Source organism: Parasphingopyxis sp. (assembly GCF_028279465.1).
Classification (GTDB): Bacteria; Pseudomonadota; Alphaproteobacteria; order Sphingomonadales; family Sphingomonadaceae; genus Parasphingopyxis.
Window position 1 is genome coordinate 64,296 of sequence record NZ_JANQNS010000013.1, and the last position, 13,465, is coordinate 77,760.

The following is a 13,465-nucleotide window of genomic DNA, read 5'->3' on the forward strand; positions in this document are numbered from 1 at the left end:
AATATTATGGGCTGTGTTGGCAGCCATTTGCGCAGCGTGAGGCCGGCAAATCTGCCAGCTTTGCGATCAAAGCAGAGCATTGGGAATTGTCATCGCCGAACCAGACCGTAGGGCCATCCGCCATCAAGCTAGGGCGGATTCTCAATGGTAATGAAATCGCGCACCTCGTTCGATTGCGGGCCGAGCGTGAGTGCGTTCTTCACACCGGGGAGTACGCAAACGTCGAACAGTTCCGTAATCGCTCCATCGAAGCGCAGCCATTGGATCACATCGCCGGACGAAAGCGAGAGGCACTGAAGACCGCACCAAGCATCTGCATCTTTTTCTTTCAGGCGTTCATCCAGTGCGAGCCCTTCAAAGCGCCCGTGACGTGGCTTGGAAAGGCCGATGATCGCATGCTGTTTATGTAGCGCGAGGCCGCGGGTAAAGCCCGGGCAGAATGCGAAGGGCACGAAGCTCTTTTTCTCCATATCGATCCAGCCCAGCTCGCCGGTGCCCGAATTGAGAAGCCATAGCCTGCCGTCGTGCCAGCGCGGCGAATGCGGCATGGAAAGCCCTTCGGCGACGATTTCGTCGGTCTCGACATCGATAACGACGCCGCTGTCGTGGCGCCGGTCTCGCCAGCCGTCGATCACGTCGGACTTGCAGACCGCCGTCACATATTTGGGTCGGCCATCGACCATGGCGAGGCCGTTGAGATGGCATCGGTCTTCCGGCGCGAGCTTGGAAATGAAGTCTGGCTTCCATATCGGCCGGAAACTGTGTGTCAGACTGGGCTCGCACAGGCAGGAATATTTGGTGTTCACGAACACCACGACGCCATTCTCGCATATGCCGACTTCGTGAAAGTCGATATTGCCGAGCGTCTGCATGTTGCGCGGCACATAAACCTTGTCATGCACTTCGTTGGCGAGTTGGTTCGACGCCAGCACGTTTTCGAGCCGGACGAGCTGGGTCAGCGTGCCCAGATAGAGCCGGTTGCTGTCCCCGGTGACGCCCATCGCCTGCGGATAGAGCGCTTCGTGCAGGGCGAGCTTGCCGTCTTTCCCATGGCCGATCAGGTATAGCCGGCCGGTCTGATAGGAGGTGAAGGCGATTGAGATATTTCGGGTCGCCAAGAATCCCGCCAAGCCTTTCGAGAAGTCGATATCGATCTTGGCTGCTTCGCCCGCTGTCTCCTCTACAGCTTCGGTCTCCGCCGCCCTGTTTTCGCCAGTAGCAATCTCGGCCGGCGTCTTTTCGCCCGTGTTCGGAATCGTCCTGCTCTCCAAATCATCGACTGCCAGTGGCTTTAAATAAAAACTATATTACAATATCTTACAACACATGAATGGCGGAGCGGGTGGGATTCGAACCCACGATAGGGGGTTACCCTATACACACTTTCCAGGCGTGCGCCTTCGACCACTCGGCCACCGCTCCGCATATCCTGGCAAGCGGTTGCACCTAAAGCGCGCGCGGCGTGTGCGCAAGGCTGTCCGGTCGGTTTCCGGCGACAGGCTGGCGCCGTGGCGAAAATCGGATAGATTGGCCGGATGGCGACTGCGCATCCCGAAGGCCTGTCCGAACGTTCCCAGGGCGCAATATGGGCCATTGCCCGCGTCACGACTCTGTTATGGATCGTTACGGTCGGACTGTTCACCCTGACCAGTTATCTCGATACGCGCAGTAGCGGTGGCGATATGCTGCAGATCGTTCAGATCTACGCGCTCGGCTTTCTGCCCTGGCTGATCGCCACACCGTTGACCGTATGGGTCGGGATCGATCAGGCGCGGCGCCGGCCCGGTTGGGTGCGAATCGCCGTCGAAACCATCCTCCTTGCAGCCGGGATCACCTTCATCGTTCTGGCGAATATGGCGGTGATCGTCGCGGCCTATTGGGGCGTTACGGCGGGCGATATGCTGGCGGCCAACAGTTTTCGCGAATGGATATGGGATATCCTGATCTTCGCGGTCGCCTTGCTATCGGGCCATGTCCTCGGCGTCATACGGGGCCAGGTGCCGCATGCGCCGCAGGATGAAGAGGCGGGCAAGATCGTCGTCCGCTCCGCGCACCGCGTGGATATTGTCGATATCGACGATGTGATCGCGGCCACGGCGCAGGGCAATTATGTCGCGCTCGTAACCGAAAATGGCGAGTTTTTGCATCGCGCGACCTTCGCGGAAATGAACGCGCTATTGGCGCGCCATGGCTTTGTGCAGGTCCATCGCTCGCACCTTGTCCGGGCCGATGCGATTGTTTCCGTCCGGCGCGGATCGGGCCGTGCTCAGACCGTCCTCATGCCGGGCGGACGGGAATTTCCCGTGAGTGCATCGGGCAAGCGGGTGCTGGAACAGCTGCTCGAGGTGCAGCACGCGGCCGCCTGATCGGTATCGGCCTTCTGCGCTCGGTACTGCCCTGAAAATTTCGGCCCCGGTAGGACCGTATTCGTCCCAGCGTTGCGCATATTGGCCACATCGGCCCGGTCCGGGTCTTCAAACCATGGCGCGGGCTGTGAGAAGGCGCTTCCGATACATAACAGTCGGGAGACGCGCGCAATGGTCCGGATCAATGCGAAAATCGCGAGTTGGGTAGCCGCAGCAGCTTTGCTGCCCGCCATGCCCGCACACGCACAGACGCCGCAGGCTGGCGGAGACGGCGAGTTCGTCGAACCCTGCTCTGCTGCCCCGTTCCGCCAGTTCGACTTCTGGGTCGGTGAATGGGTGGCCTTCGACTATGATACCGGTGTCGTCCAGGGCATCGACCGGATCGAGACGATCGAACATGGCTGCGCACTCCGACAACAATGGTCGCAGATGACGGACCGGTATCGCACGCCCGGTGCGCCGCATCGTTATGGCGGTATGTCGATCACATCGCTCATACCGGGGCCGCGCTGGCAGCAGATGTGGGTCGGCAATGCCGGCGGCGCGATTACCGTGCAGGGCGAGCAGCGCGAAAGCGATGGCGCAATCGTGCTTAGCCACGAGTTCGTGGGTCCCGATGGCGCGGACTATCATCGGACCTGGTACTGGGTGCCCGAGGCGGATGGCACCGTGCATAGCTGGGGTGAAATTCGCGCGCGCGGCGAGGATGGCGAATGGGGTGAGCCGCAGGTGCCGTGGAATCTGCGCTATGTCAGCCGGTCCGTGGTTGGCAATTTGGTCGAGGCGCCGGCGGACGAGTAAGCGAATCTGGAATAGCGGAATAAGCCATGGCACAAGGGCGGCATGAAACAGCTTGCCCTGATCGCCGCCGCTCCGCTTCTCCTCGCCATGCAGGCGCCCGAAACACCGCAATCCCCGGCCGAAATCGTCGCCGCGACTACCGAAGAGGATTGGCGGCCGATACTGCCGGAGAATCTACTGATCATGACGCTCGGCGATGGCGGTGAGGTCCTGATCGAGCTGGCGCCCGGTTTCGCGCCGATCCATGTCGCCAATATCCGCAGGCTGGCTCGGGAGGGCTGGTATGACGGGATCAGCATCAACCGTGTGCAGGACAATTATGTCGTGCAGTGGGGCGATGCGAGCGGGAACAAGCCGTTGCCCGAAGGCATCGAGCGCGACCCGCCCGAAGAATATGATTTCGCGATGGGCGACACCTATCTCGCTGAATTCGTGAACGTGCAGGACGGGCATTATGAACAATATTCGGGTTATCTGAGCGGTTGGCCGGTCGGGCACAGCCCGCGCGAAGACGGCGTGCGCAGCGGCACGCTCGTCCATTGCTATGGCATGGTCGGCGTCGGGCGCGGCGACAATCCGGATACCGGCACGGGTGCCGAGCTCTATACGGTGATCGGCCATGCGCCCCGTCATCTCGACCGCAATATCGCGCTGGTCGGGCGCGTAATCGAGGGGATCGAACATCTCTCCAGCCTGCCGCGCGGCACTGGCCCGCTGGGCTTCTATGAAGGCCCGGGCGAACGCGTGCCGATTGCGAGCGTGCGCCTCGCCAGCGAGTTGGAGGAGGCCGCACAGCCCCGCTTCGAAGTGATGCGCACGGATAGCGCGGCGTTTCGGGCCTATGTCGATGCGCGGGCCAACCGGACCGGCTGGTTCATCCGGCCTGCCGGCGCGGTGGACGTCTGCAACGTCAACCTGCCGATCCGGCGCGCGGCGGCCGATTAAGCATCTTTGCGGGGCCTGCGGGCTCTGGTTAACCATCTATTATCGGTACTTTGTTCCGGAATTCGCCTAGCGCCGATGCTGCCGAATTTTCGAATAGAGGGACGAAGCCGTGGCCGATGCCGGGACATCGCTGCCCCGCTGGATGCAGGGGGACTGGGCCGAGGATGCGCCCTTGCAGCGCGTGTCCGCCGCACCCGTTCTGCACGAAGCTGGCGACTCCGCGGATGTCGGCGTTTCGAAAACGCTCGTCCTTGAAAGACCGGAACACGCGGCTGCAACGGGAAAACGCCCGGTTTGGTCAGGCGTCGTGGCTGGTTTGCTCGGACTGGTGGGCCTTGTTACGCTCAGCGCGGCCGGACTGGCGCTTCCCGAACGCGGGCTGACGGTTTCTTTGCCCGAAGCGCGGCCTTTCTCCGAACTGGTCGGTCACGCGCCTGATGGAAGCGCCCTACCGATGACGCTTACCCCTGCTGAAGAAGACGCGATCCGCGCCGCCATCGAAGCCGAGCTTGCCGAACATTCGGGTTATCAGGGGCCCGTGCCGTCCGGTATTGCGTTCCGCGCAGCAAGCGATGCCGACCGCGAACGCGCGCTCCACTGTATGACTCAGGCGATCTACTATGAGGCGGGGACTGAACCCGAGGCCGGGCAGCGGGCGGTGGCGCAAGTGGTGCTCAACCGTGTCCGTCATCCCGGTTATGCGAACAGCATTTGCGGTGTCGTCTATGAGGGCAGCGAGCGGAGCACCGGCTGCCAGTTCACCTTTACCTGTGATGGCGCGCTGGCCCGGCGTCCGCTGCCGAGCCTTTGGGCGCAGGCGCAGCGCTATGCCCGCGAAGCGATCGCCGGGCGGCAGTTCGGCGAGGTCGGCTATGCGACCCATTATCATACGCTCGATATCTGGCCCTATTGGGGGCGGACGCTCACCATGACCAACATGATCGGTCGGCATCTGTTCCACCGGTTGCGCGGAACGGCTGGCAGCCCGGGCGCCTTTACCATCCGCTATTCCGGCCGCGAACCCGCGCCGCGCCCCTGGCAACCACGCAATGCGGAAACGGCGATCGAGGAAACGGATATCCTGACCGATGCGCAGACCGCCGAAGACGGCCTGCCGCCTGCGCCCATAGCGCGCGCCGGTATCACGGAAGCCAATGTTACGCGTGAGCCGAACAATCTGCCGCGCAGCCGCCCGATCGAGGATGCGCTGCCGGATTCGCAAATCCGCCCCGAATATCGCGACAGCGGGCGCTGGATCGGCGGTTAGGGGTTTTCTGTCAGAAACTTCCTTGCGGAAGTTCGCGGCACCGGCCCACTCCCCCTCCCGGCCTCCCATTGAGTATACCCTGTTGGGAGGCCGGGAGGGGGAGTGGGCCGGTGCCGCGCCTGAGCGTCAGCGAAGGTCTGACAAACTTAACGCAACCGCATTTCATCGCCGCTGATCTCGACCGTCCCGACCCGTTCGAGGAAGGACTGGCCGAGCAGCGATATCGGCAGATCATTTTCCGCGACCATCGCGGGCACATTATGGCTGTCCACGGGGCCCAGTGCGACACGGTCGATCGTCACCGGCTTCAAAGGGATTGGGCCGCCCGCCGTCTGCGCCGTCGCCGTGAATTCGCCGGGACGCGCCTGGATGCCGGCGCGCTGCGCATCCTCGCGGGTCAGCACGACGCTGCTGGCGCCAGTATCGATCAACATCCGGCTGGTCGCGCCGTTGATCCGGACATCGGCGTAGAAATGCCCGTCGGCGGCGCGGTCGATCGCAAATTCCGCGGATCCGTTGCCCGCCACTTCAGCAAACGGCTTGGAATCGGCTGTTGTTGAGGATGCAAGCTCGACCGGAACCGGTTCGGCCTCGCGCTCGCCGCCGAGAAAGGCGAGCGCGATCATCGCGAGACCGATTATCGGAAGCAGCTTTTCCATGCCGCCATCATAGCGGCATGGGGTTAAGCAGCGGTTTCGCTGGCCGTCAGGCCGCGAGCGGCGCGAAGGCGTCGGTCTTGCCGCGGCTGCGGAACAGGCCGGTGCCGATCGTCGGCCCGCGTTCGAGGGGCAGGGCGGTGCCGCAAAAGGCGCATTCGGCGCTCATGCGTCCGATATGCCAGTGCGAGCGGCCACAGCCGGGGCAATGGTTGGTTTCGTTCGCCCGATAGACGATGCGAATTCCCAACCGGGCCGGGGTAAAGGCGTTCTGGTCGTGATACATCGATTATCTCCTCTGCGTTCCTGTCGATGGAACGAGAGCGAGTATCGATGAACCGAGATGAATCGGCTGTGACCGGGATCACCGGTTTCTGTTCATCTTATTCGGGATGCGTGTCGCGTGGACCGCTGCGCATGCGTTGTGTGGAATTCTGCCGTGTCGAGCGGGTGTTGGCGCGTGCTGGCGGCGCGGTGTTACGCGCGGGAGCCTGGCGTACGGCGGAGCGTCCGCCTCGATTGCCGCTATCTGTGCGCCGCTGCGGGCGTGTGTTGGTGACCGGCGGATAGGGGCCGCGATAGCTGTTTCTCGCTCCGTCGCGATTGCGCCTGTTCTCGCGGCGCTCGCCACGCCGTTCCGCCCGGCGTTCCTCGCGTCTGATTTCGCGTCTTTCCTCCCGGCGGGCTTCGCGCCGTGCTTCCCGCCTTTGGCCGCGCGCATAACGGCGGGCCCGGCGTTCCTCCCAATGGCGGCGATGATGGTCCCGCCAGCGATAGCGATGGCCGAGCCGATCATAGACGTAGAAGGAATAGCCGGGATAGTAGAAGCCGTCATACCAGCCATAGGGGCCGTAGCGGTTATTGTAGAAGACGCTGCCATAACCATAGCCGTTGCGGGCGACATAGGCGGCGTCCTCACATTCCGGGTAAAGATAACCGTCCTTGTCGTAACATTCGTCCGGGTAGAGATTCCCGGCATAACGGTCGCTATAATAGCCGGTGCCATAGCCATCATAGATGGTGCAGCCGGACAGGCCGGCGGCTGCAACGGCTAGAAAGGCGATATTCCTGATGCGCGCGATCTGCATAGTCTCTTCCCCTTCGCCCAATATCCGGGCGCCCCAATAGACTGCGCATCATAAGGATCGCGTTTGAACCCCTTGTGAACCGCGACTATTGCCGCTGTTCCGGATCGGGACGCTCTTCGCCAACGAAAAAGGGGTCCGCAAGCGAGCCCCTTTCCCGTTACCGGTGATTTCGGCAGTTAGTCCTTGGTGATGAATTCGGGCAGATCGCCATCGGCGTCCTGCTTGCCCTTATTCTCATTGCGGTCGCCACGGTCACGGCGCGGACCGCGCCCACGACCGCCACGGCCCCGGCCGCCCTTGTCACCACGCGGTTCACGCGGCGGGCGAGTGTCTTCGAGCTCTTCGCCGGTTTCCTGATCGACGACACGCATCGACAGGCGGACCTTGCCGCGGCCGTCAATCTCGAGGACCTTGACCTTCACTTCCTGGCCTTCCTCAAGCTCGTCGGTCACCTTTTCGACGCGCTCATTCTTGATCTCACTGACATGGACGAGGCCGTCCTTCTGTCCCATGAAATTCACGAACGCACCGAAATCGACGATATTGACGACCTTGCCGTCGTAAATCTTGCCGACTTCCGGTTCCTCGACAATGCCTTCGATCCATTTGCGCGCGGCTTCGATCTCGTTGACGTCCGAAGAGGACAGCTTGATCACGCCCTCGTCGTCGATATCGACCTTGGCGCCGGTTTCCGCGACAATCTCGCGGATCACCTTGCCGCCGGTGCCGATAACGTCGCGGATCTTCTCTTTGTCGATCTGCATCGTCTCGATGCGCGGCGCATAGTCGCTCATCTCGGTGTTCGGCGCACTGAGGGCTTTGGCCATCTCGCCCAGAATATGTGCGCGCCCGCCATGGGCCTGCTCCAGCGCGGTCTTCATGATCTCTTCGGTTATACCGGCGATCTTGATGTCCATCTGGAGCGAGGTGATGCCCTTCTCGGTGCCTGCGACCTTGAAGTCCATGTCGCCGAGATGATCCTCGTCACCGAGAATGTCGGAGAGCACGGCGAAATCGTCGCCTTCCAGGATGAGCCCCATCGCGATGCCCGAAACGGGCCGCTTGAGCGGCACGCCGGCATCCATCATCGCGAGGCTGCCGCCGCAGACGGTCGCCATGGACGAAGAGCCGTTGGACTCGGTGATGTCGGAGAGAACCCGGATCGTATAGGGGAATTCCTCCGCATCGGGCAGGACCGGATGGAGTGCGCGCCAGGCGAGCTTGCCATGGCCGATCTCGCGCCGTCCGGTGAAGCCGAAGCGGCCCACTTCGCCGACCGAATAGGGTGGGAAGTTATAGTGGAGCATGAACGGCGAATAGGAGAGGCCGTTCAGCCCATCGATCATCTGCTCGGCATCCTTGGTGCCCAGCGTCGTCGTAACGATCGCCTGGGTTTCGCCGCGCGTGAACAGCGCCGAGCCGTGCGTGCGGGGCAGGAAATGCACCATCGCCTCGATCGGGCGGACTTCGTCGAGCTTGCGCCCGTCGATCCGCGTACCGTCCTTGATGATCGCGCCGCGCACGATCTCGGCTTCCAGCTTCTTCACGAGCTTGAGCGAAGCGAGATAGGCTTCCGGATCGGCTTCCTCGTCAAACGCATCGCGCGCCTTGGTGCGCGCTTCATTGATCGCGTCCTGACGCTCCTGCTTGTCGGTCAGCTTGTACGCCGCTTCGAGATCGGCGCCGATAAGATCCTTGAGCTTGGCCTTCACCGCGCTCTGGTCGATATCGACATCGATTTCCCACGGCTCCTTGGCGGCCTGTTCGGCGAGATCGATGATCGCCTGGACGACCTTTTTCGATTCCTCATGCGCGAACATGACGGCGCCGAGCATCACGTCTTCCGACAGCTCCTGCGCTTCGGATTCGACCATGAGCACGGCATTGTGCGTACCGGCGACGACGAGGTCGAGCTCGCCCTCGGCAACCGCTTCCATGCTCGGATTGAGCTGATATTCGCCATCCTTGTAGCCGACGCGCGCCGCGCCGATCGGGCCCATGAACGGGACGCCGGAGATCGTCAGGGCAGCCGAGGCCGCGACCATCGCCAAGATGTCCGGCTCGTTTTCGCCGTCATAGGACAGCACCTGCGCGATCACGTTGATCTCGTTGTAGAAGCCTTCCGGGAAAAGCGGGCGGATCGGCCGGTCGATCAGACGGCTGGTCAGCGTTTCCTTTTCTGTGGCGCGGCCTTCGCGCTTGAAGAAGCCGCCCGGAATGCGTCCGGCGGCCGAGTATTTTTCCTGATAGTGGACGGTCAGCGGGAAGAAATCCTGCCCTTCCTTGACCGATTTGGCGGCCGTGACCGAGCACAGCACCACCGTGTCGCCGAGCTGCGCGAGCACCGCGCCGTCGGCCTGACGAGCCACCCGGCCCGTTTCGAGGGTCAGCGTCTGGCCGCCCCATTCGGTTTCGACTTTCTTTACGTCAAACATCTTTTCATCTTCACTTTCTGCGCGCCGGCCGCCCCATGCGGTTCGGCGCTTTGTTGCAGGGACTGCACCGGCCCTGCGCGGTCTGGAAGCTCTCGCGCTTCCCTTGATATGGCCGCGTGCCGGATTGCCCGCGGTCCACAAACGAAAACGGCTCCGTAGACGGAGCCGTTCCCCAAAACTCTATTTACGAAGGCCCAGCTTCTTGATGAGGTCCTGATAGCGGCCCTCGTCGACATTGCGCAGATAGCTGAGCAGGTTACGGCGCTTGTTGACCAGCATCAGCAGCCCGCGGCGCGAATGATGGTCCTTGTGATGGCCTTTGAAATGGTCGGTCAGGTTGGTGATCCGTTCGGTCAGGATCGCGACCTGCACCTCGGGCGAACCCGTATCGCCCTCTTCGCGGGCATGTTCCTTGATCACTTCGGCCTTGCGTTCGGCAGTAATCGACATCGCATAATTCCTTTCGAGTCTTTGTGCGAGCAACCCTGTAAACAGGACGCTCGGGCATACTTCCAAGCACGCCGGACCATCCGGTACGCTTGTTAGAGGTTAAATCCGCGCACCACTTTCAGCTCGATCCCGTCGGATTCGACGAGCGCAACCGGAACAGACTGGTCGGTTGCAAGATAGAGCCCGGCAGTGGCGGAAACCCCGATCACCCGCTGCCCCATGCGGAGCTGCCTTGCCTGATCGGGAGCGACGGATAGAGCCGGGATGTCGTCCAGCCCTGCCGCCAATGGCAAGAGTGCCTGTTCAAGGCCGTGGCTCTTAGCGAGTTCGTCCAGTTTGTCCAGCGAAATCGCGCTTTTCAGCGAAAAGGGGCCGGCCTTGCTGCGGTGCAACATAGTGACATGACCAACCGTGTTCAAGGCGCGTGCGATATCGCGGGCGAGGGAGCGGATATAAGTGCCCTTCGATACAGTGGCGGTGAGGGTGACATTTTCGATCCTCTCCCCTTGCGGGAGAGGATAAGAAGGCTTGGCGGCTTGCCGCCTAGCCGGAGTTGGAGAGGGGGCGAGGTAGGCATGCCCCTCTCCAGGCTGCGCTAGCCCGGTATCCGGGCAAGCTCCGCCATCCTCTCCCGCAAAGGGAGAGGAAAGAGTGAGCGAATACACAGTCACCTGCCGCGTCTTCATCTCCACATCCTCGCCGGCGCGCGCTCGGGCATAGGCCGGCTTGCCGTCGATCTTGAGCGCGGAATATTTGGGTGGGATCTGGTCTATCGGTCCAGTGAATTGCCGCAAAACCGCCTCGATCTCGGAGAGGGAAGGGCGGTTTTCCGAGCGTTCGGTGATTTCGCCCTCGGCATCGAGCGTATCGGTCTCCGCCCCGAACCCAATCGTGAATTCATAGACCTTGTCGCTGTCGAGCATCCGCCCGGCGAGTTTTGTCGCCTCGCCCAGCGCGATCGGCAGCACGCCGGAGGCCAGCGGGTCCAGCGTCCCGCCATGGCCGACTTTTGCCTTCGCATAGCCGCCGTCGCGCAACGCCCGCTTGACCGCCGACACGCATTGCGTCGAGCCGATGCCGACGGGCTTGTCGAGAATGATCCAGCCATGCAGGGCGGGTTTTACGTCCGGGTCTGCCATTCCTCGGCCAATAGCCCGAAAACCGCCGTGTCGCGAACATATCCGGTCCAGGTGATTCGGTTTTTCCGGAGCGTGCCCTCATGCGTCGCGCCGAGTTTCAGCACGGCCGCCATCGACCGTTTGTTTCGCGCATCCACCCGAAACTCGATGCGGCGATAGCCGCAGGCGATGGCGTGATCGATCAGCAGCGTCTTCATCGTGCGATTGAACGGTCCGCCGCGTACGTCAGGCGCGATATAGGTTCCGCCGATCTCGAGCACGGGCTGAAAACCGCCGGGCCGAATATAGTTGGTCATGCCAACCACATCCTCGCCATTCAGCACGATGAAATTCACCCAGTTTTCGGTTTCAGCCAGTTCGCCGATCCGGTCGAATCCGCGATCGAAATGCTCGCCGAGCATCGAGAAGGGATAGATATCCCAAATATCGGGATCCGCGGCGCAGGCGGCGCGCAATCCCTCGCGATGCGCTTCCGTGCGCAGTTCGAGGCGAACATCGCCATCGGATAGCGGTTGGGCGAGCATGGGGCGGTCGACGGTCATGTGCGCCCATTGGCAGGCGATTGTGGCGGAGTCGGGGCGGCTATTCGGCCTGCGTTTCCTCTTCCGTCTCGTCGGGATCGGGAATCTCGACCAGACTGCGGACGCGGCAGCGCTGATCGCGCGTGATCACGCTGCTGAACCGGTCGAACCTACCATTGCTGTTGACGTCGAACGCAATCGTCTCGGTAAAGCGCAGTCCGTTGCACGGCCCGAGAAATTCGGCGCGATACCAGCGGCCATGATTGGCCTCGATCAGTAATATATCGCGCTCCGGCGCGCGCCAGTTGCGGATCGATCGGTTGGCGAACGGAATATAGGCCTGTTCGGGTTCGGCGGTTTCCGCGCCGTCATCCCGATCATCATAGGCTGCGGCCGGGGCAGTCAGCGTCAGAATGGCAATCGGGGCGAGAATCGTTTTCATTCCGCGACAGCTATCCGCATCCGCCTGAACAGGGGCTGAGTGCGCGCTGCGGTGATGCTTGCACTGATGCGTATCGAAGGAGACTGTTATGGCGGAGTTTATCGGTGTATGGGCACCGCCGACAATGCCGCTAAGCTGAGGTCCCCTCTTTATCGAAGGGTACGGATATCAGGCCTTCCAACCCCTCGGTGAAATGCTTGCGGCAGAGCGCGACATAGCGGTCATTACCCCCGATTTCGGTCTGCTCGCCGGCTTTCACCGCGTTGCCATGTTCGTCGATCCTGAGGTTCATCGTCGCTTTCTTTCCGCAAAAGCAGATGGCCTTCAGTTCTACCAGCGAATCCGAGATAGCTAACAGCGCTGCGGAACCGGGAAAGAGTTCCCCTTGGAAATCGGTGCGCAGACCATAGGCGAGCACCGGGATATCCGACTTGTCAGCAAGACGCGCGCACTGCCAGACTTGGTCCTTGGTCAGAAACTGCGCCTCGTCGATCAGGACGCAGGCGAGTGGGGTCTCGCGATGCTGCTCGAGGACTGCGTCATGGATGTTGCTATTCTCGTCAAAGCGATGTGCATCGCTGTGCAGCCCGATGCGCGAGCTGATCGCGCCGAAGCCCGGCCGATTGTCGAGCGCGGCGGTCCACAGCATCACCTGCATGCCGCGCTCGCCATAGTTGAACGCGGCCTGGAGCAGGTTCGAGGATTTCCCCGCATTCATCGACGCATAATAGAAATAGAGTTTGGCCATTAGGCGAGCCTAGCGCCGCTAGCCGCCGCGCGCCAAGCCTATTGCCCCCAGGCCATGCCGAGCGCGTGATCGCGCACCGCTGTCGGCCATTTCGCGGTCAGCGTTTCGAACCGGCTCCGGTCGTCGGCGTACAGGGCGCGGATCGCCTCCTCGAAATGCGGATAGTCACCGGCCATCGCGCTGAGGAAATGATAAGCCGCGTCGCGTTTCGAACGGTCGGGCAGGCCGGCCTTGCGCGCCGTTTCGACGAGCTTGCGCAGTGTCGCGGACGCGCCGCCCGGTTGTTTGGCGAGCCACTCCCAGTGCCGGGGGAGTAGCGTAACCTCCTTGGACGTCACGCCGAGTTTCGGCCGCCCGCGTTTCGGCGGTGCCGGCTCCTGCGCGAGCGCGCGGAGATCGAAATCGACCTGCTGTCCGGTCTCGTCGTCGAAGACGAGAATGTCCGACGCCCGCTCGGTTTCGGGCATGCCGCGCAGGGTTTCGACGATATGGTTGCGCGGGCCGGTTGCGAGCCAGCTTTCGGTTACGAATGCGGTATAACTTGTCATCATAGCCTCCTGAACGGACGGCTATTTATGCCGGGGTAAAATGCGAGTCAATATACCCG

The 13,465-nt window shown here is 62.1% G+C and carries 15 protein-coding genes and 1 tRNA gene; 4 read left to right on the top strand and 12 right to left on the bottom strand.

What is annotated here, in order from left to right:
- Positions 1-128 precede the first annotated feature (128 nt).
- Positions 129-1,271 carry a TIGR03032 family protein gene (locus Q0974_RS06915; protein WP_299324191.1) on the bottom strand — a complete coding sequence of 381 codons (1,143 nt, stop codon included), beginning with the start codon at positions 1,269-1,271 and terminating at the stop codon, positions 129-131.
- A 60-nt stretch (positions 1,272-1,331) separates the two neighbouring features.
- Positions 1,332-1,422, bottom strand: a tRNA-Ser gene (locus Q0974_RS06920).
- A 113-nt stretch (positions 1,423-1,535) separates the two neighbouring features.
- On the opposite strand from Q0974_RS06920, the gene Q0974_RS06925 reads away from it, so the two are divergent.
- The 4 genes from Q0974_RS06925 (at position 1,536) to Q0974_RS06940 (ending at position 5,379) form a co-directional block, all read left to right on the top strand.
- Positions 1,536-2,366, top strand: coding sequence for a LytTR family DNA-binding domain-containing protein (locus Q0974_RS06925; RefSeq protein ID WP_299324193.1), 831 nt, complete (start codon positions 1,536-1,538; stop codon positions 2,364-2,366).
- 171 nt (positions 2,367-2,537) lie between these two features.
- On the top strand, positions 2,538-3,167 hold the full coding sequence (locus Q0974_RS06930; protein ID WP_299324196.1) for a hypothetical protein: 630 nt from the start codon (positions 2,538-2,540) through the stop codon (positions 3,165-3,167).
- 42 nt (positions 3,168-3,209) lie between these two features.
- Entirely contained in the window at positions 3,210-4,112 is a 903-nt protein-coding gene (locus Q0974_RS06935) for a peptidylprolyl isomerase (protein WP_299324199.1), read from the top strand.
- A gap of 109 nt (positions 4,113-4,221) precedes the next feature.
- Positions 4,222-5,379: a cell wall hydrolase gene (locus tag Q0974_RS06940; protein ID WP_299324201.1), complete on the top strand. Its 1,158-nt coding sequence runs from the start codon at positions 4,222-4,224 to the stop codon at positions 5,377-5,379.
- A gap of 146 nt (positions 5,380-5,525) precedes the next feature.
- Here the strand turns inward: Q0974_RS06940 and Q0974_RS06945 are convergent, their stop codons facing one another.
- From Q0974_RS06945 to Q0974_RS06990, 10 genes are all read right to left on the bottom strand, one after another.
- Complete coding sequence (locus tag Q0974_RS06945; RefSeq protein ID WP_299324203.1) at positions 5,526-6,038, bottom strand: TIGR02281 family clan AA aspartic protease; 513 nt, start codon at positions 6,036-6,038, stop codon at positions 5,526-5,528.
- Positions 6,039-6,084: 46 nt separating this feature from the next.
- Positions 6,085-6,321, bottom strand: coding sequence for a hypothetical protein (locus Q0974_RS06950; protein ID WP_299324205.1), 237 nt, complete (start codon positions 6,319-6,321; stop codon positions 6,085-6,087).
- Between the two features lie 97 nt (positions 6,322-6,418).
- The gene (locus tag Q0974_RS06955; protein WP_299324208.1) at positions 6,419-7,123 is read right to left on the bottom strand and encodes a hypothetical protein; all 705 of its coding nucleotides are present in this window, start codon (positions 7,121-7,123) and stop codon (positions 6,419-6,421) included.
- 176 nt (positions 7,124-7,299) lie between these two features.
- Positions 7,300-9,558 (bottom strand): polyribonucleotide nucleotidyltransferase, encoded by a 2,259-nt coding sequence (pnp, locus tag Q0974_RS06960; RefSeq protein WP_299324217.1) that lies wholly within the window; start codon positions 9,556-9,558, stop codon positions 7,300-7,302.
- 180 nt (positions 9,559-9,738) lie between these two features.
- Entirely contained in the window at positions 9,739-10,008 is a 270-nt protein-coding gene (gene rpsO, locus Q0974_RS06965; protein WP_299324218.1) for a 30S ribosomal protein S15, read from the bottom strand.
- A gap of 92 nt (positions 10,009-10,100) precedes the next feature.
- Positions 10,101-11,147 carry a tRNA pseudouridine(55) synthase TruB gene (gene truB / locus Q0974_RS06970; RefSeq protein WP_299324219.1) on the bottom strand — a complete coding sequence of 349 codons (1,047 nt, stop codon included), beginning with the start codon at positions 11,145-11,147 and terminating at the stop codon, positions 10,101-10,103.
- Positions 11,129-11,689 (bottom strand): GNAT family protein, encoded by a 561-nt coding sequence (locus Q0974_RS06975; RefSeq protein ID WP_299324220.1) that lies wholly within the window; start codon positions 11,687-11,689, stop codon positions 11,129-11,131. The genes truB and Q0974_RS06975 overlap by 19 nt, the downstream gene beginning before the upstream one ends.
- 40 nt (positions 11,690-11,729) lie before the next feature.
- The gene (locus Q0974_RS06980) at positions 11,730-12,110 is read right to left on the bottom strand and encodes a DUF6491 family protein (protein ID WP_299324221.1); all 381 of its coding nucleotides are present in this window, start codon (positions 12,108-12,110) and stop codon (positions 11,730-11,732) included.
- Positions 12,111-12,240: 130 nt separating this feature from the next.
- The gene (locus tag Q0974_RS06985; RefSeq protein ID WP_299324222.1) at positions 12,241-12,858 is read right to left on the bottom strand and encodes a thymidine kinase; all 618 of its coding nucleotides are present in this window, start codon (positions 12,856-12,858) and stop codon (positions 12,241-12,243) included.
- Between the two features lie 38 nt (positions 12,859-12,896).
- Positions 12,897-13,409, bottom strand: coding sequence for a DUF2239 family protein (locus tag Q0974_RS06990; protein ID WP_299324223.1), 513 nt, complete (start codon positions 13,407-13,409; stop codon positions 12,897-12,899).
- Positions 13,410-13,465: the final 56 nt, after the last annotated feature.